Consider the following 16,696-nt stretch of genomic DNA (forward strand, 5'->3'; position numbering starts at 1 on the left):
CAGATTGCCGGCCAAAGGGGAAGGGTTATGGATTTTTTGCAGGAACTCGGCATCAGGAAAAAGAACTTCGGAGCCGCGACCGGTATCGAGTGGACTGAGACCACCGACCAGGGCGAACTGAACATTGTCTCACCCGTTGACGGCAGGCATATCGCCAGCGTTTACCTCGCCTCGAAACAGGATTACGAGAAGGTTGTCGCCCGCGCGGAAAAGGCCTTCGGGCAGTGGCGCGAGGTTCCGGCGCCGAAGCGCGGCGAGGTGGTCCGCCAGTTCGGGCTGCAGCTGCGCAAATACAAGGAGGCCCTCGGCTCCCTGGTTTCCTACGAGATGGGCAAGTCGCTGCAGGAAGGCAGGGGCGAGGTCCAGGAGATGATCGATATCTGCGATTTCGCCGTCGGCCAGTCGCGCCAGCTGTACGGTTCGACCATGGTTTCCGAACGTGAACAGCATCGCATGTACGACCAGTACCATCCCCTCGGCGTGGTCGGTATCATCAGCGCCTTCAACTTTCCGGTCGCAGTCTGGTCCTGGAACGCGATGCTCGCGGCAGTCTGCGGCGACGCCAGCCTGTGGAAGCCATCCACCAGGGTGCCATTGTGCGCGATCGCGGTTCAGAATATCCTTGCCGAGACCATCAGGCGGAACAGCCTGCCCGAAGGCCTGTTCAGCCTCGTCATCGGCCGCGGTTCCCAGGTCGGAGAAATGATGCTGAATGACAGGCGGCTGCCGCTGATTTCGATCACCGGCTCGACCGAAGTCGGCCGCCACGGCGCCCGGCAGGTCGCCGGACGTTTCGGCCGGACTATTCTCGAACTCGGCGGCAACAACGCCATTATCCTCACCCCCGATGCAGATCTCAAGATGGCCCTGCCGGCCATTGTCTTCGGCGCGGTCGGCACCGCCGGCCAGCGCTGCACGTCGACCCGACGGCTGATCATTCACGAGGCGATCTACGCCCGGGTCAGGAAGGCGCTTGTCAAGGCTTACGGTGGTCTGAGGATCGGCAACCCGCTCGACGAACGCAATCATGTCGGGCCGTTGATCGACACCGGCGCGGTCGAGGCATTTCAGCAGGCGCTGCGGCGGGTGCGGCAGGAAGGCGGCAGGGTCATCTGCGGCGGCGAAGTCCTCACGGGCAAAGGGTACGCATCGGGCTGTTACGTCAGGCCGGCGGTGGTCGAGGCCGAAAACCATTACGCGATCGTCCAGGAAGAGACCTTCGCCCCGATTCTCTACCTGATCAGGTATCGCGGCGAGGTCGATGAAGCGATCAGCCTGCACAATGACGTGGTGCAGGGCCTGTCCTCGGCGATCTTCACCGAGAATCTGCGCGAGGCCGAGATTTTCCTCTCGGCGGTCGGTTCCGACTGCGGCATCGCCAACGTCAATATCGGCACCTCCGGGGCCGAGATCGGCGGTGCCTTCGGAGGGGAAAAGGAGACCGGCGGCGGCCGCGAGTCGGGCTCCGATGCCTGGAAGGCCTACATGCGCCGGCAGACCAATACCATCAACTACGGCAGGAGCCTGCCGCTGGCACAGGGCATCAGGTTCGATATCTGATCCGGCAACGGTGTCCGGAGATTCCGTCCGCAAGGAGCATGGGATGAAAAAAAGAATTCGATCGGTCCTGGTCGTCGGCCTGGGCAAGGTGGGACAGCTGGTCGCGACCCTGTTGCAGGAAGAGGGCTACCGGGTGAGCGGGCTGGATCGGCAGCCTCCGCCGGAGGCACCCTTTGCCCTGCTGAAGGGGGTGATCGCGAAGGACGGTGTGCTGGTTGCCGCCCTGAAAGATCACGACGCGGTGGTCAGCTGCCTGCCCTTTGATCTGAACCTGCCGGTGGCGCGGGCCGCCCATCAACAGGGTTGCCATTATTTCGATCTGACCGAGGATGTTGCGACCACCCGCGCGGTTCAGGATCTGGCCCCGACCGCCAGGGGGGTGATGGCGCCGCAATGCGGGCTGGCGCCCGGGTTTATCTCGATTGTCGGGGCCGACCTGGCGGCCCGCTTTGACCGGCTGCGCAGCATCGAATTGCGGGTCGGCGCCCTGCCGCAGCATCCGCGGGGGTTGCTCGGCTATGCCTTCAACTGGTCTCCGGCAGGGGTGGTCAACGAATACCTCAATCCCTGCGATGTGATTGCCGACGGCAAGGCAACCCGGGTGCCGCCGATGGAAGGGCTGGAAACCATTCACATCGACGGGTTGCAGCTGGAGGCTTTCACCACCTCCGGCGGCCTCGGCTCGATGTGTGAAACGTTCAACGGCAAGGTCGAGACGTTGAACTACAAGACCATCCGTTATCCGGGGCACTGCCGCTTGATGCGGTTTTTTTTCGAAGAACTGCAGATGAAGAAAGATCGTAAACGGGCCGGGGAGATTCTGGTTGACGCCAAGCCGCCGGTCAATGAAGACGTTGTTTATATCCACGCCGCGGTGGAGGGAATGCAGGACGGCCACCTGCGGCGCGAAGAATTTGTGCGTTCCTATTATCCCCGGCAGATCGCCGGTCAGTCCTGGCGCGCCATCTCCTGGACGACCGCCGCGGCCGCCTGCGCGGTTCTCGAACTTGTGGCCCGTGGCGAACTCCCGGCGCAGGGGCGCATCAGGCAGGAGGAGATTCCCCTGGCAGCCTTTTTCGGGACCCCGACCGGCGCTTACTATCGGCCGTAATCCCGCGTGGCGGCAAGGCCGTCAATGTTCGTGGTCATGCGGTTCATCCTCGTGGCCGGGGTGCGGATGGTCGTGGAATTCCCGCTGCGGCGGGTGGCTGTGCCCGCCTTCCTCGTCGTGACTGTGGCGGAAGCGGTGCCGGTGCTCGTGCTCATGTTCGTGGGGGTGGCTGTGGAGCAGGTCGCCGTGGCGGTGCTGATGATCGTGCAGGTGCTTGTGGCGGTGTTCGTGTTCATGCTCGTGCTGGATTTTGCGGATCTCGATGGCGCAGCGGTCGCGGTAGGTGTAGTCGAGGCCGTTGAGGGAGGCCAGTTCGCTGTCGTCGAGGAAACTGGCGGTCGGATAGTCGCGCAGAATGCTGCCGCGGTGCATCACCAGGGTGCGTTCGGTCAGCCTGCGGACGAAGAACATGTCGTGGCTGACCAGCAGCAGGGTCGCCTTGACTTCCCGCAGGATCTGCAGCAGCAGTTCTTCCCCCTGGGGATCAAGCCCGGCGGTCGGTTCATCGAGGATCAGCACCTCGGGATCGAGCGCCAGAACGCCGGCCAGCGCCAGGCGCTTGCGTTCACCGCCTGAAAGCTTGAGCGGCACCCGCTGTTCGAAGCCTTCCAGCCTGACCTGTCGCAGCGCCTTTGTCACCCGTCGTTCCACCTCCATTTCCGTATAACCGCGCTGTCGCGGCCCGAAGGCGACCTCGTCGAAAACGCTCGGGCAGAAGAGTTGATCGGCGCAGTCCTGGAAAACCAGGCCGACCCGGTTCCAGAGCTGTTTCCGCCGCCGGTTGTCCATCTCCTTGCCGTCGTAGCGGTAAAACCCCTTTCCCCGGTGGATGCCGAGCAGACAGGCAAGCAGGGTGCTTTTGCCGGCGCCGTTCTCGCCGACCAGGGCGACCCGCTCAGCGCTGTGAATCCGCAGGTCGATGCCCTTGAGGGCGGCGGTCCCGTCCGGGTAGCTGAAATGGTAGCCGCCCAGCTCGATCAGCGGCGTAGACGAAGCTGGAGCCGCAGAACTCTTCGGCATCGCGGCCGGAGCGGGGTTGTCCCGCGGAGACGGGTCTTCTTCATTGCCGGCGAAACGGAAAGAAAAATCGAGCCCGTGTTCGCGCAGTGACGGCCGGTGGGCGACCAGGTCACGCATCCCGTAGTCATGATGGCTGCGGCCGGCATCGAGTACCAGCGCCCGGTCGCAGAGTTCATAGAGAAACAGCAGGTCGTGGCTGATGACGATCAGGGTGCCGGAGTAGTCGCGCAGCAGGTCGAGAAACAGGCATTCCTGGCGGGGATCGAGATTGGCGGTCGGTTCATCGAGAATCAGCACCTCGGGGCGCATCGCCAGCAGTCCGGCCAGCGCGGCACGCTTTTTCTGCCCGTAGCTCAGGGCGTGGGGAGCTTTGTAGGCGTGATCGAGCAGCTCGACCTGTTCCAGGGCGCGGCGCGCGGCAACCTCGGCGGTGGCCGCCGGCAGCCCCTGGTTGCGCGGGCCGAAGGCGACATCCTCGATCAGGCTGTGGCAGAAGAGCTGGTCGTCGGGATCCTGGAACAGCAGGCCGATCTCCAGCCGGGCGCGCTGCAGGTGATCCCCCCGCAGTTTTTCGCCCTTGTAGAAGACCTCGCCCCGTTGCGGCTGCAGCAGCCCGCAGAGCTGCTTGACCAGAGTGGTCTTGCCCGAGCCGTTGTGGCCGACCAGCCCGAGCCGGTCACCGGGGGCGATGGCGAGGTTGATGTCACGCAGGGCCTGGATATCGCCCGGATAGGCGTAGCTCAGCCCGCGCAGGGCGAACAGCGCGTCGCTCGGGTTCGGCAGGGGGGCGGGGCGGTTGAGATCATGCATAAAGGGTCAATTCAAAGGCGGCTAAAGGCCAAGGGTTAAAGGCAAAAAAGCTGGGGCCCACTCGCTCGTTTTACTCGCTTGAGGCGCCAGGAAAACCTGTTTTAACGGAGAGACGGGGAGAAGCAGAGAGAAAACCTTTTGGGTTTAAAACCAAAAACTGGTTTTGGTTTTCTCTGTGGCCTCTCCCGCTCTGCACCTCTCCGTCTCTCCGTTAAAAGGTTGAAAAATAGCATCGGTCGGCCAGCAGCAGAGCGACGCCGAGCAGCAGGAAGAATCCGGCCAGCAGCAGATCCTTTGTCGTTGCCGGTTGCGGTTCCGGTTCGGGGAAGCGGTCGCGGTAGCCACGGGCCTGCATGGCGTCGTAAACGCGCTCGGTGCGTTCGAAGCTGCGCACGAACAGCATCCCCAGGAAATTGCCGTAGGCGCCGAGGGCGCGGCGGTTGCTGCCGGGCTGAAAGCCGCGCAGCCGCATGCCGGTTGCCATCCGCCAGGCTTCGTGCTTGAAGACGTAGCTGTAGCGATGCGCCAGCAGCAGCATCTGACCGATGGTGGCCGGGACGCCGAGACGACGCAGGCCCTGCAGGGTGCGGGTGAGCGGCGCGGTGGCCAGCAGTGGTTCCATCAGCAGGGCCACGGCGCAGGCTTTGAGGCAGATGGTCGCCGCCTTGTGCAGACCGCGCAGGTTCCAGGGCAGAGGTTCCAGGTTGCCGAACTGCAGCAGGATATCGCCGGGGTGAGCGGGGGCGGAAAAGGGCATCACCAGCAGAAACATGCCGAGAAAGCCGCTCATTGCCAGCAGCCGCGCCAGGGAACGGTCGAAGGGCAGGCGGGTGACGAACAGCAGTGACAGGGCGATGGCGCCGGCGGCTGCCGCCGTTCGCAGATCCTGCAGAGAGACAACCAGGAAGGCGAAGCCGAGCATTCCGACCAGTTTGCAGCGCACCTCCCAGCGATGGATCGGCGAGTCGCCGGCGGTGGCGTCGTCAAGCTGCGGCAGGGACCAGTCCGGCTCTCCTTTCCGTCGTTGCCGGGCGCCGCGGACCAGGCGTCGAATGCCCCAGCTGCTGGCGCCGCCCATCAGCAGCAACAGCAGCAGGCCGCCGGCCAGGCTCCAGCCGGGCAGGATGATCGGTTGCGGAGTCATCGGCTCTCCCGACCGGCTTGAAATGGAGCCTGCAGCAGTTCCGGTTTGACGCGGGAGAGAAAAGAGACGGTCAGGGCGGTGACGATCGCCTCGATGATGATCACCGGTACATGGGCGGCCAGGGCGAGCTTGGCGACGCCGAAGAAATCTTCACCTCCGGTGGCCAGCAGACAGGCCAGCAGCACCGCGGCCAGCATGGTGCCGAGACCACCGCAGAGACCGCCGACCAGCATCTGCCGTTTCACCGTCTTTCCCTTGAAGCGATGGAAGCAGAAACCGCACGCCAGTGCCGGCAGTCCCATCATCAGGGCGTTGGCGCCGAGCGCCGTGAGACCCCCGAACTGAAACAGCAGGCTCTGCAGCAGCAGCCCGACCAGGATGGCGAGAAAACCGCTGGCGCCGAGCAGCGCCCCGACCAGTCCGGGCAGCAGCAGGTGGACGCTGGTCGGGCCGAAGGGGATGTGGATCAGCGAGGCGACGAAAAAAGTCGCTGTGACCACCGCCACCTTGGGCAAGGCCTCAGGGCGGGTGCGTCTCAGGCTCCAGGCGGCGATGACGGCGCTGGCCGCGTAACTGCCGAGGGCGACTGTGGTGGGGAGAACCCCGTCGGAGATATGCATGGCAAGTCAGGCCAAAGGTTAAAGGTTAAAGGTCAAAGGTTAAAGGCCAAAGGTCAAAAACTTATTTCATCCCTTGGTTTCTCTCCGCTTCAGCTTCTCTGCAACTCTGCGTTGAAAGTGTTTTTTTCGTCTTTGCAGCCTGACTTATGGGCTCTTTCTCTTCGCGCTCACCATCATCGCCACACCGCTGAGGCCGAAGATGATGCCGATGCCGCCGAGGACCTGGGGCCAGCCGGCTTCCTGCTCCTCGGTCTGCTCTTTCGCCAGCTCCCTTTTGACCTGCCGCAATTGCTTGTGCAGACGGGCGTTTTTCTGTTCAAGCTGTTCGACCCGGGTTGCGCAGTCGTCCACGGCCAGGGCCGTTATCGGGGGGACGAGGCAGAAAAAGAGCAGCCAGAGAAGGGTTGCGCGGCGGATTCCGGTCATTGCCCGTCCTCGACTTCGGCCTTTTTCAGCAGGTAGCTGTTTTTATGCCCCATGCTGGCCTTGATGACGATGGTCAGGTCATCGACCTTGGGGATCGGGCAGTTGTAGAGGCCCTCGTCGTCGGTGGTCCCGGTGACCAGCCGCCTGCCATGGCTGTCGCGGATTTCGACCGTTCCCTGTTTGACCTTTTTGCCGTCGGGAAAATAGCTCTCGGTGTAGATCTTTCCGCCCTCGACATAGGCAAACAGATTGACCTTGTGGGCCAGGGCCGGACCGGCCGTCATGAGACCCAGAAACAGGGTGAAAATCAACAGACTTCCTATACGCATGAATTTTCTCCTATTGCAGTTCCGTGGTGTGGATCCAGTAGACGGCACCGATTTCGACATCCTTGTCGACACCGTCATGTTGCAATTTCCAGTCCGCATCGGACAGCGCGGCGAACCCCCACCAGCCGGCCTTCGGCATGGCATAGTGGAAAACGCCGTTGCCATCGGCTTTGATCACCTGGGTGACAAAGGGGTCGGACGGCGGGTGGATTTTACCCCCTTCGGCGGCTTCATTGAGATATTCAACCTCGATTTCGGCGTAGGGGACCGGCTTCCCCTTGAGCAGCACCCGTCCGGAGAAGAGGTTGCCGCTCCAGAGCCCGTAGGGGCGGCTCAGGGGAATGATTTCGGTCTCCAGGCCGACCGGCTGATCCCACCCTGATTCCAGCCCGAGGGCACCGACGCAGACCTTGGTGTAATGGACGATGAACTTGTCCTCGGCCGGTTCCCAGTAGGGCGTCGGCTCGACGAAGAAGGTGTAGTCTCCGGGGCGGCGGATCTTGTAGTCGCTGCGCCAGAAGGTGAATTGTCCACTTTGACCGGGGCCCTGTCCCTTGACCGCCCGCAGGGAGTCGAGCAGGTCGGTTTTTCTGCCGTTGTGCAGCACCCCGAACTGCTTCGGTCTGGCCATTTCCATATAATGGCCTTCCATCGGGTGGATGAATTTCACCTGCAGACCGAGGGTCTTGTTGTCGGTCTGGGTGATGATGTCGTCGGACGGGATCAGGGTGCCGAAATGCGCGTAGCAGGGGGTGGCGGCAAGCAGCAGGACAGTGAACAGGATAAGTGATTTTCGCATCGGGCCCTCCAGGTTTAGAATTCGAAAGCGAGTTGACCGGTCACAGAGTGGTTCCTCGGGGCGGTCTCCGGGTCGGTGTAGAGATATTCCATGGCCACCACGGTGTTGGCAAAGATGCCGTAGGAGCCGGTGACGCCGAAACGGAGCGGGTCGTCCTGGAAATCATCGGCTCCCTCGGCCCGCGCCACGAGTTGCGTCCGGTCGGTCGGCATCCAGGTTGCCTCGATATCCCAGGCCAGCGGCCGCTCCCCGCTCAGGTCGGTCAGCCCGACCAGCGGTCGGTCGAAATCGTCCAGGGCGCCGAGGATTTCCGCTTCAAAGGCAACATGGTCAAAGGCCAGGGAGAGAAAGGCCGAGGCCGCGGCAACACTCGAACTGTAAAGATTGGTGTCCGCCACCAGCCCGGCGTCACTCTCTGCCAGGTCGCTGAGCCAGGAGAATCCGAACCTCAGGTTCTCGAGCGGGCTGATTTCGAGCGCGGCGACCAGGCTGTCGATCCGGTTGTTGTCGTCGCGACTGTCCGTTTCCCCGTTGAAGACGCCGAGGCTCAGATTCCACAACGATCCTTCCAGGGCGAACATGGCTGCGGTGTTGTTGGTTTCCCCGAGATCGAGGGGCAGGGGATCGCTGACCATGGAGCTGTTGAACTTGCCGAAGGGGATGTACATTTTACCGCCGTGAAAGGCGGGAGTCTGGCCGAACAGGGATTGCGGGCAGCTCAGGCTGATGACCGCCTCGTCGGCCTTGATGCTCTCGTTGCCGGACCCGTCCTCCTCGTACAGCAGGATAAGATGGCCGTTGACCCGATCGTTGATGGCGGCCTCGGTGGAAAGCTGGGCGGTGGCCAGGTTCAGGTCGCTGCTTTCATCGCCCCCTTCGACCTTGTTGTAGCTCGCTTCGAGTTCCAGCAGGCCGCTGAAGGTCAGGTACCTGTTGAGGGACCGCAGGGAGAAGGGGCCTTCCGTTGCCGGCTTCTGCCCCAGTTGCGTTTCCAGGGTGCGGATGCGTTGCTTGAGGTTTTCAATGTCGCTCTTCGTGTCCGGATGGGCGGCCAGGGCCGGAAGGGCTGTCCCAAGCAGAATGACGACAATCAGTGTCAGGGTGCGCAGCATGAAAATGTCCCGAAGTCGACAGGGTGAGGGTTGCGTGGGGATCTTCAATATCCGGTGAATAGCACGAATGAAAATTTCGTAGCACTTTAGGAGATTCCAATTGTTCTGTCAAGTGAAAAAATAGCACGAATAAAAATAACGTGTTACCGGGTTCCCGGCTTGACCCTCCCCGCCGGTTCGCATAGATTGGACTGGTTTTTTCTGACCATGAACTTTTCAAGGACCTGAATCAGTGAGTTCCTGTTGGAGGGCCGACAAGGAACCCACTGCTTCAGGAAGGAGTAAAACTATGAAGCGCCTGCTTGTTGTTGTCTTTCTGCTGTTGTCGGTGCCGGCTGCCGCCCGCAGCTATACCGTTTCGTTCAACCAGATTGTTGAGCACCCGGCTCTTGATGCCCTGCGCCAGGGGATCAAGGATGAATTGAAGGCGGAGGGGTTCCAGGTCAGCTACCATGACCATATCGCCCAGGGAAGCATCGCCACGGCCAACCTGATTGCCCGGCAGATGCTCGGCGAACAGCCGGATGTCGTGGTCGGTATCGCCACTCCCACCGCCCAGGCCTGCGCCCAGGTGATCCGCACCATCCCCATTGTTTTCGCCGCGGTGACCGACCCGGTGGGCGCCGGGCTGGTGACGTCGCTGGAGAAGCCGGGCGGGCACATCACCGGCACCACCGATATGAGCCCGGTCGGCAGGCAGATTGAGCTGATTCAGAGTTTTCTTCCGGGGGTAAAAACGTTGGGCGTGATCTACAACTCGGGTGAAGCCAACTCGGTGACCATCGTCAAGGCGCTGAAGGAGGAAGCGGCTGAGCGTGGTCTGAAGGTTGAGGAAGCGACGGTTTCCAATTCGGCCGGCGTCACCCAGGCGGCCAAGAGCCTGGTCGGTCGTGCCGACGCGGTCTACATTCCGACCGACAACACCGTGGTTTCGGCCTTCGAGGCCATCGTCAAGGTTGGACAACAGAACCGGCTGCCTATTTTTGCTGCCGACACCGATTCGGTGAAGCGAGGCGCCATCGCGGCACTGGCCGTCGACTATTACCAGATGGGCCGTCAGACCGGCGAGATGGTCGGCCGGGTTCTCAAGGGTGCCGATCCCGCCACCATGCCGGTCGAGACCCTGCGCGAGTTCAAGATCCATCTCAATCCCGCCTCGGCGGAAAAAATGGGCCTGAAGATCAGCGACGCGCAGCTGAAAAACGCCGATAAAATCGTCGAGTAAATTCTTTTGGCCGCCAAGAGCGCCAAGAAATTCAAAGGCTCATCAGCTCAGAGACGGGGAGAAGCAGAGGCGGAGAGAAACTAAAATCGGTTATTGGCTTTTAACCCAACCCGGCGCTTCTCTCTGCACCTCGCTGTTGAAAACAGGTTTCTTGGCGTTCTTGGCGTCTTAAGCGAGCAATGCGAGCGGGCGGCGAAATTTTTTTTGCTTTCTGGCTCCTGGATTCTGCCTCTAAATGACTTTCTACGCTTTCATGGGCGCCCTCGAACAGGGGTTCGCTTACGGCTTCCTGGTTCTCGGGGTCTATCTGACTTTTCGGGTGCTGGATTTTCCCGACCTCACCGTCGACGGCAGTCTGCCGTTGGGAGCGGCGGTCTCGGCGGTGGCGATCAGCTCCGGCGTTGACCCCTGGGTGTCACTGCTGCTGGCCCTCGGTGCCGGATTCCTGGCCGGCATGGTGACCGGCATTCTCAATACCAAGTTCGGCATCCTGCACCTGCTGGCCTCGATTCTCACCATGATTGCCCTTTATTCGATCAACCTGCGGGTGATGGGGGCGCCGAATGTCACCCTGCTCGGCAAGCCGACGGTTCTTGATCCGTTGCTGAATGCCGGCCTCGGTCCCTTCGTCGCCGCGCCGCTGCTGTTCGGCGTTCTTTCCTGCCTCGGCCTGCTTGGCCTGCTCTGGCTGCTGCACACCGCTTATGGTCTGGCCATTCAGGCGACCGGGGCCAACCGGCAGATGATCACCAGCCAGGGAGTCAATACCGACCGGGTCATCATCCTCACCGTCGGTTTGTCCAACGGACTGGCCGCGCTCAGCGGCGCACTGCTCTGCCAGAGCCAGGGCGCGGCGGATGTCAACATGGGAATCGGTACCATCGTTGCCGGTCTCGCCTCGGTGATCGTCGGTGAAACCCTGTTCGGCTGCCGCAGTGTCGGTCGGGCGTTGCTGGCGGCGCTGCTCGGTTCGGCGGTCTACCGGCTCGCCATCGCCCTGGCCCTGAGCCTGAAGCTGGGATCTTTTTCCTTCACCCCGAGCGACCTCAACCTGCTGACCGCGTTGCTGGTGGTCGGTGCCCTGGTTCTGCCGCAGGTGCGGCGCAAGGTGTTGAAAAGATGATCGGCATCAGCGGATTGTGCAAATATTTTCACCGCGGCAGCGTCAACGAGGTGCTGGCCCTCGGCGGCATCGATCTGCAGGTGCGGCGCGGTGATTTCATCACCGTGGTCGGCTCCAACGGCGCCGGCAAGAGCACCCTGCTCAACTGTCTGGCCGGCAGTTATCCGATTGACGGCGGGAGGATCGTTATTGATGACTGTGATGTCACCTCCTGGCCGGAACATCGCCGGGCCCGGTTGATCAGCCGGGTTTTTCAGGACCCGCTGAAAGGGACCTGCGGCAGTCTCTCCATCGAGCAGAATCTGGCCCTGGCCGCCCGGAGGGGACGACCGCATGGTCTCGGCCTGGGAGTGAGGCGTCGTGACCGTGACGTTTTTCGCCGCCAGTTGGCTCAACTCGGTCTTGGTCTTGAAGAGCGGCTCAAGGACCAGGTCGGACTGCTTTCCGGTGGCCAGCGACAGGCCCTGACCCTGCTGATGGCCACCCTGGTGCGGCCGCAGATCCTGCTGCTCGATGAGCATACCGCCGCCCTCGATCCGAAGACCGCGTTGCAGGTTCTGGAGTTGACCGAAAAAATGGTTGCTGAACTGCACCTGACGGCGTTGATGGTCACGCACAACATGCGCCAGGCGCTGCAGCTCGGCAACCGGCTGATCATGCTCCATGGCGGGCGGGTTATTCTTGATATTTCGGGGGAGGAGAAGGGCCGGATGACGGTGGAGGGGTTGCTGCAGAGATTTTACGCCGTTCGCGGGGAGACTTTCGATTCAGACCGGATGCTGCTGGTATGAGTCGGCGGCCGGAAAGAAGTTTTCCGGCCGCCGTAAACCACGAGGGCTGTGTCTGTCCGTGGGTTGTGGATCGGCACTTCAGCCCGAAACGTTACCCCCGGAGGTTGTGGGTCATCTGCCGCCGTCGGCCGGGACTTCAAATTGATATCCACAGGCGGGACACTTGACTTTCATGTTTTCGCCACCCTTTGTTGTTGCGCAGGCAGCCAGGGAGAGGGCCAACATAACTGTCAAAATCAAGGCAGCAAATTTTTTCATCATTGTTTCTCCTCGTGCTCGGGTTTCCGGAAGACCCTGAAAGGGTTGTGTGTTTCCATTATAACGGCTTTTATCGTCAATTTCGTGATATCACTGAAAATAATTTGGACTCACGCAAGGGAGAATTCGAAAAATTCCTGGCAGGGCAACAAAAAAGCCCCCGCGGTCGGTATCGCGGGGGCTTCTACATTTGCGTGGTGCCCAGGGACAGAATCGAACTGCCGACACGAGGATTTTCAGTCCTCTGCTCTACCGACTGAGCTACCTGGGCGAAACGAGGTCTGTTTATAGCCAAAGGTGCCGGGAGTGTCAAGTAAAAAGAGGACGCGATCGGCTGTTGCGGGAACGGGGTCGGTCGATGGCGCCAGGTATGGTATAACTTATCCCTGAATCAGTGAGTCCCTTGTCGGCGGACAGCACAAGTCATCGGCCTGCCTGAGCTTCCCAAAAATCACCGGCGAACCTGTGGGGGCGCTTCAGATTTCTGGAAATCCCATTCAGACCAAGCACTTGCACTCTCCATCCAACAGGAATTCATTTGATTCAGGTAATCCCTGAATCCACCGTGGGGGTGGAGCCGGCATGGAGAGAGAGCCTTGTCCGAGATACCGACCGACGGGTTGCCCGCTGATTTCTGGCCGCGGGTTGAACACGCTCCGCAACGATTGCTGATGCTTGATTATGACGGCACCCTGGCGCCGTTTGTGCCCGACCGGGATCGGGCTTTTCCCTATCCCGGGATTCGGGAACTGCTGTCCGAACTGCTGGTTCTGCAGCGGACTCGGCTGGTGATCGTCACCGGGCGGGCGGTGGCCGACATGCCGCCGCTGCTGCAGCTTGAGCCGCTGCCGGAGATCTGGGGTTGTCACGGCTGGGAGCGGCGCCTGGCGGGCGGGGACATCCGCCGGGTTGAACTGCCGGTGAGTGTTGAAGGTTGCCTGCAGCGGGCCTGGAGCCGGGCCGTCAAGGCCGGGATCGAAGATCACCTAGAGCGCAAGCCGGCCTCGCTGGCGATCCACTGGCGGGGACTCGATGAGGCGCGCAAAGCGCGGCTGGAGGACGTCGCCAGCCGCGAGTGGGCATCTCTGGCGGCGGACAACGACCTGCAGCTGCACCCCTTTGACGGTGGCCTGGAGCTGCGCTGTCCGGGCCGGACCAAGGGGGACGCGGTGCGGGAATTGCGTGCCGAATCACCGCCGGGAACCCTGGCGGTCTATCTCGGCGACGACCTGACCGACGAGGATGCCTTTGCCGCCCTGGGCGAGGGGGATGTCGGCATCCTGGTGCGCGAACAGCCGCGCGCCAGTCGGGCGTCGTGCCGGCTGCGGCCGCCGGATCAGTTGCTTGAATTTCTGCGGACCTGGCTCAGGGTCTGCCGCCATGGAGGGTGAGATGATGACATCGGGACAGAGGCTGCTGGTGGTTTCCAATCGACTGCCGATCGTTCTTCGCCGGGACGAGGATCGCTGGCAGGTCAGTGCCGGCGCAGGTGGTCTGGTGACCGCCCTGGCGCCGGTCATCAAGGCCAACAAGGGCCTCTGGGTCGGCTGGCCGGGCTGTGGTGACGAGGCGCCGGTCGAACCGCTGCTTGACCAGTTCGGCGAGGCCGAGGGCTATCAACTGGCATCCGTGCCTCTCAGCCAGCAGGAGGTTGACAGGTTCTACCTCGGTTTTTCCAATGAAACTCCCTGGCCGCTGTTTCACGATATGCTCGGCCAGTGCCGCTTCTCGACCGAAAACTGGCGGTCCTACCAGCAGGTCAACCGGCGCTTTGCTGAAGTCGTTGCCGGGCGGGCCGACGAGAATGACCTGATCTGGGTCCAGGACTACCAGCTGGCCCTGGTCGGGGAGGAACTGCGGCGTCTCGGGGTGCGGCAGGCGCTCGGCTATTTCCTGCACATCCCCTTTCCGTCACCCGATCTGCTGCGCCGGCTGCCGTGGAAGCAGGAACTGCTGCGCGGCCTGCTGGCCTACGACCTGATCGGTTTCCAGACCCTGCGCGACCGACGTAACTTCGTCAACAGTGCCAACATGCTGTTGCCGGAAGTCGAGGTAATCGGCCGCCGCCGATCCCACTCGTTGCTGCGTTACGGTGACCGGGTGATCAAGGCGGGTCATTTCCCGATCAGTATTGACAGCCGTGAATTTGAAAACCGGGCCCGCACCCACGAGGTGGACGAGGCCGCCTGGTTCCTGCATGAAAAGCTGGCGGGGCGGCAGCTGATTCTCGGCATCGACCGGCTCGACTATACCAAGGGGCTGCCGCAGCGGTTTCTCGCTTTTGAGCGGGCGCTGGAACTTGATCCGGCGCTGGTGGGACATTGTTCGTTGCTGCAGGTGGTGGTTCCGAGCCGGACGCTGGTGCCGGAATATCGTGATCTCAAGGAACTTCTCGATCGCGAATCCGGGCGAATCAACAGTCGTTTTTCCGAGGCCGGCTGGGTGCCGATCCATTACCATTACCGCTCCCTCGACCCGGTGCAGCTGCTGGCCCATTATCGCACCTGTGAAATCGCCCTGATCACCCCGTTGCGGGACGGCATGAACCTGGTGGCGAAGGAATACTGTGCCTGTTCCCTTGACAACAACGGAGTGCTGATCCTCAGTGAATTCGCCGGGGCCGCCGATCAGATGGGCAATGCCGCGCTGCTGGTCAACCCCTACGACGTCGACGGCACCGCCGAGGCGATCTGCCATGCCTTTCACATGCCGCTCGAAGAGCGCCAGCAGCGGATGCGGCGGCTGCGCGGCGACCTGCGCCGCAACGACGTGCATCGCTGGGTCGGCCAGTTCCTGAAGGCATTGCGTGGCCACATGCATGGTTGACGGACGGGGGCGGCAAGGACCGTTTCGCGGGGCGCGGCTTCCGGTTCGCCCGGCTTTTCACCTGAATCAATGACTTGCGTTGTCTATCGACAACGGTTTCACGGATTCAGGTTTCATCCTTGCCATTCCGCGCCGATTCTGGTAGTAAACAGGCTCCATCAACACGGAGTCTGTCACATGTATCAGCGTTTCTTCTGGTTTATGAGCTTTTTTTCCGGCGGCAGCTTTATCTGCGGTCGCCCGGCCATGGACCGATTGTAACGCCGATGTTCTAGACCCCGCGCTCTGTTACAATTCGCAAACCATGGGCTGGCCGACCCCGGCTTCCCGTGGTTTTTTTCGTTTTGGATCGATGGACGAAAGTTGACCCCGGGTGCCGGCAGCCCGGGATGACTGCAACCTGAATCGGTGAGCTCCTTGTCGGCGGATAGCACAAGGCACTCTCCAGCCAACAGAAACTCACTGATTCAGGTGCAACCCAACATCGATGCAGACGGAGTGAACAAAAATGATTATCGTCATGAAGTCGGGTGCCGGCAGGCAGGAACTGGCCGAGGTCAAGAAACGGATTCGTGAACTCGGCTACAAGCCGCACGTTATCCATGGCGCGACCCGCAATGTGGTCGGCGCCGTCGGCGACGAGCGCGGCAAGGCGGTGCTGCAGTCGCTGCAGTCGCTGTCCGGGGTCGATAACGTGGTGCCGATCCTCAAGCCCTTCAAGCTTGCCAGCCGCGAAGTCAAGCCGGAACCGAGCCTGGTGGAGATCGTTCCCGGCCTGAGCGTCGGCGGGGATGAGTTCATCGTCATGGCCGGGCCCTGCTCGGTCGAGAGTGAGGCGCAGATCCTGCAGAGCGCGCATGCCGTCAAGGCGGCCGGGGCCAGGCTGCTGCGCGGCGGCGCCTTCAAACCGCGCACCTCTCCCTATTCTTTCCAGGGTCTGGAGGAAGAGGGGCTCAAGCTGCTGGCCGCGGCGCGTGAGGAAACCGGCCTGCCGATCGTCACCGAGGTGGTCAATCCGCGTGATGTCGAACTGGTCGCCCGCTACGCGGATGTGATGCAGGTCGGGGCCCGCAACGTGCAGAACTTCGCCCTGCTGAAGATGCTCGGCCAGCTCGACAAGCCGATTCTGCTCAAACGGGGGATGGCGACCACCATCCAGGAGTACCTGATGAGCGCCGAGTACATTCTCTCCGAGGGCAACCGGCGGGTGATTCTCTGTGAGCGCGGCATCCGCACCTTCGAGACCGCGACCCGCAACACCCTCGATATCTCGGCGGTGCCGGTCCTCAAGAGCCAGACCCATCTGCCGGTGATTGTCGATCCCTCGCACGCCACCGGCCATGCCCGGCTGATCGCGCCGATGAGCTATGCGGCGGTGGCGGCCGGAGCCGACGGGCTGATCGTCGAGGTCCATCCGCGTCCCGAGGAGGCGGCCAGCGACGGTCCGCAGTCGTTGAAACCGGCTGATTTCGCCGCGATGATGAAAAAACTGGCCGCCTATGCCGAGGTGGCCGAACGCTCCCTGGCGACAGGGGACTGAAA

At 62.0% G+C, this 16,696-nt stretch carries 16 protein-coding genes and 1 tRNA gene; 8 read left to right on the top strand and 9 right to left on the bottom strand.

Annotated features, from left to right (window positions below; translation table 11 throughout):
- Window positions 1-27: 27 nt before the first annotated feature.
- Window positions 28-1,560: an L-piperidine-6-carboxylate dehydrogenase gene (gene amaB, locus B5V00_RS04570; protein ID WP_085009584.1), complete on the top strand. Its 1,533-nt coding sequence runs from the start codon at window positions 28-30 to the stop codon at window positions 1,558-1,560.
- 43 nt (window positions 1,561-1,603) lie between these two features.
- The gene (locus tag B5V00_RS04575; RefSeq protein WP_085009585.1) at window positions 1,604-2,671 is read left to right on the top strand and encodes a saccharopine dehydrogenase family protein; all 1,068 of its coding nucleotides are present in this window, start codon (window positions 1,604-1,606) and stop codon (window positions 2,669-2,671) included.
- 21 nt (window positions 2,672-2,692) lie between these two features.
- Here the strand turns inward: B5V00_RS04575 and B5V00_RS04580 are convergent, their stop codons facing one another.
- From B5V00_RS04580 to B5V00_RS04610, 7 genes are all read right to left on the bottom strand, one after another.
- Entirely contained in the window at window positions 2,693-4,501 is a 1,809-nt protein-coding gene (locus tag B5V00_RS04580) for an ABC transporter ATP-binding protein (RefSeq protein WP_085009586.1), read from the bottom strand.
- A gap of 211 nt (window positions 4,502-4,712) precedes the next feature.
- Window positions 4,713-5,645, bottom strand: coding sequence for a cobalt ECF transporter T component CbiQ (cbiQ, locus tag B5V00_RS04585; RefSeq protein ID WP_085009587.1), 933 nt, complete (start codon window positions 5,643-5,645; stop codon window positions 4,713-4,715).
- A complete protein-coding gene (cbiM, locus tag B5V00_RS04590; protein ID WP_085009588.1) occupies window positions 5,642-6,265 on the bottom strand; it encodes a cobalt transporter CbiM in 624 nt (207 codons plus the stop codon). Before cbiM ends, cbiQ begins: the two co-directional genes overlap by 4 nt.
- 144 nt (window positions 6,266-6,409) lie before the next feature.
- Entirely contained in the window at window positions 6,410-6,691 is a 282-nt protein-coding gene (locus B5V00_RS04595; protein ID WP_085009589.1) for a hypothetical protein, read from the bottom strand.
- Entirely contained in the window at window positions 6,688-7,020 is a 333-nt protein-coding gene (locus tag B5V00_RS04600) for a hypothetical protein (RefSeq protein ID WP_085009590.1), read from the bottom strand. Before B5V00_RS04600 ends, B5V00_RS04595 begins: the two co-directional genes overlap by 4 nt.
- A 10-nt stretch (window positions 7,021-7,030) precedes the next feature.
- Complete coding sequence (locus B5V00_RS04605; RefSeq protein ID WP_085009591.1) at window positions 7,031-7,819, bottom strand: DUF4198 domain-containing protein; 789 nt, start codon at window positions 7,817-7,819, stop codon at window positions 7,031-7,033.
- A 14-nt stretch (window positions 7,820-7,833) separates the two neighbouring features.
- Window positions 7,834-8,931: an LbtU family siderophore porin gene (locus tag B5V00_RS04610; protein WP_085009592.1), complete on the bottom strand. Its 1,098-nt coding sequence runs from the start codon at window positions 8,929-8,931 to the stop codon at window positions 7,834-7,836.
- 289 nt (window positions 8,932-9,220) lie between these two features.
- On the opposite strand from B5V00_RS04610, the gene B5V00_RS04615 reads away from it, so the two are divergent.
- The 3 genes from B5V00_RS04615 (at window position 9,221) to B5V00_RS04625 (ending at window position 12,070) form a co-directional block, all read left to right on the top strand.
- Complete coding sequence (locus tag B5V00_RS04615; RefSeq protein ID WP_085009593.1) at window positions 9,221-10,156, top strand: ABC transporter substrate-binding protein; 936 nt, start codon at window positions 9,221-9,223, stop codon at window positions 10,154-10,156.
- Between the two features lie 235 nt (window positions 10,157-10,391).
- Window positions 10,392-11,279, top strand: a complete 888-nt coding sequence (locus tag B5V00_RS04620; protein ID WP_085009594.1) for an ABC transporter permease — start codon at window positions 10,392-10,394, stop codon at window positions 11,277-11,279.
- Complete coding sequence (locus B5V00_RS04625; RefSeq protein ID WP_085009595.1) at window positions 11,276-12,070, top strand: ABC transporter ATP-binding protein; 795 nt, start codon at window positions 11,276-11,278, stop codon at window positions 12,068-12,070. The genes B5V00_RS04620 and B5V00_RS04625 overlap by 4 nt, the downstream gene beginning before the upstream one ends.
- A gap of 111 nt (window positions 12,071-12,181) precedes the next feature.
- Here B5V00_RS04625 and B5V00_RS17130 read toward each other — a convergent pair whose 3' ends face one another.
- Both B5V00_RS17130 and B5V00_RS04630 read right to left on the bottom strand, forming a co-directional pair.
- Complete coding sequence (locus B5V00_RS17130; RefSeq protein ID WP_172399623.1) at window positions 12,182-12,331, bottom strand: hypothetical protein; 150 nt, start codon at window positions 12,329-12,331, stop codon at window positions 12,182-12,184.
- A gap of 192 nt (window positions 12,332-12,523) precedes the next feature.
- A tRNA-Phe gene (locus B5V00_RS04630) sits at window positions 12,524-12,599 on the bottom strand.
- A 325-nt stretch (window positions 12,600-12,924) separates the two neighbouring features.
- On the opposite strand from B5V00_RS04630, the gene otsB reads away from it, so the two are divergent.
- The 3 genes from otsB to aroF all read left to right on the top strand — a co-directional run bounded on the left by otsB (window position 12,925) and on the right by aroF (window position 16,694).
- Window positions 12,925-13,719: a trehalose-phosphatase gene (gene otsB, locus B5V00_RS04635; protein WP_085009596.1), complete on the top strand. Its 795-nt coding sequence runs from the start codon at window positions 12,925-12,927 to the stop codon at window positions 13,717-13,719.
- Window position 13,720: 1 nt separating this feature from the next.
- Window positions 13,721-15,154: an alpha,alpha-trehalose-phosphate synthase (UDP-forming) gene (locus B5V00_RS04640; RefSeq protein ID WP_085009597.1), complete on the top strand. Its 1,434-nt coding sequence runs from the start codon at window positions 13,721-13,723 to the stop codon at window positions 15,152-15,154.
- Window positions 15,155-15,662: 508 nt separating this feature from the next.
- Window positions 15,663-16,694 carry a 3-deoxy-7-phosphoheptulonate synthase gene (gene aroF / locus B5V00_RS04645; RefSeq protein WP_085009598.1) on the top strand — a complete coding sequence of 344 codons (1,032 nt, stop codon included), beginning with the start codon at window positions 15,663-15,665 and terminating at the stop codon, window positions 16,692-16,694.
- Window positions 16,695-16,696: the final 2 nt, after the last annotated feature.

The organism is Geothermobacter hydrogeniphilus, assembly GCF_002093115.1.
Taxonomy (GTDB): Bacteria; Desulfobacterota; Desulfuromonadia; order Desulfuromonadales; family Geothermobacteraceae; genus Geothermobacter_A; species Geothermobacter_A hydrogeniphilus.

Coding starts and splice junctions, on each gene's coding strand:
- B5V00_RS04640 (WP_085009597.1), top strand. CDS start 13,721: ATGATGACATCGGGACAGAGGCTGCTGGTGGTTTCCAATCGACTGCCG.
- B5V00_RS04620 (WP_085009594.1), top strand. CDS start 10,392: ATGACTTTCTACGCTTTCATGGGCGCCCTCGAACAGGGGTTCGCTTAC.
- B5V00_RS04575 (WP_085009585.1), top strand. CDS start 1,604: ATGAAAAAAAGAATTCGATCGGTCCTGGTCGTCGGCCTGGGCAAGGTG.
- B5V00_RS17130 (WP_172399623.1), bottom strand. CDS start 12,331: ATGATGAAAAAATTTGCTGCCTTGATTTTGACAGTTATGTTGGCCCTC.
- B5V00_RS04605 (WP_085009591.1), bottom strand. CDS start 7,819: ATGCGAAAATCACTTATCCTGTTCACTGTCCTGCTGCTTGCCGCCACC.
- B5V00_RS04595 (WP_085009589.1), bottom strand. CDS start 6,691: ATGACCGGAATCCGCCGCGCAACCCTTCTCTGGCTGCTCTTTTTCTGC.
- cbiM (WP_085009588.1), bottom strand. CDS start 6,265: ATGCATATCTCCGACGGGGTTCTCCCCACCACAGTCGCCCTCGGCAGT.
- B5V00_RS04625 (WP_085009595.1), top strand. CDS start 11,276: ATGATCGGCATCAGCGGATTGTGCAAATATTTTCACCGCGGCAGCGTC.
- B5V00_RS04610 (WP_085009592.1), bottom strand. CDS start 8,931: ATGCTGCGCACCCTGACACTGATTGTCGTCATTCTGCTTGGGACAGCC.
- cbiQ (WP_085009587.1), bottom strand. CDS start 5,645: ATGACTCCGCAACCGATCATCCTGCCCGGCTGGAGCCTGGCCGGCGGC.
- amaB (WP_085009584.1), top strand. CDS start 28: ATGGATTTTTTGCAGGAACTCGGCATCAGGAAAAAGAACTTCGGAGCC.
- B5V00_RS04580 (WP_085009586.1), bottom strand. CDS start 4,501: ATGCATGATCTCAACCGCCCCGCCCCCCTGCCGAACCCGAGCGACGCG.
- B5V00_RS04600 (WP_085009590.1), bottom strand. CDS start 7,020: ATGCGTATAGGAAGTCTGTTGATTTTCACCCTGTTTCTGGGTCTCATG.
- B5V00_RS04615 (WP_085009593.1), top strand. CDS start 9,221: ATGAAGCGCCTGCTTGTTGTTGTCTTTCTGCTGTTGTCGGTGCCGGCT.
- aroF (WP_085009598.1), top strand. CDS start 15,663: ATGATTATCGTCATGAAGTCGGGTGCCGGCAGGCAGGAACTGGCCGAG.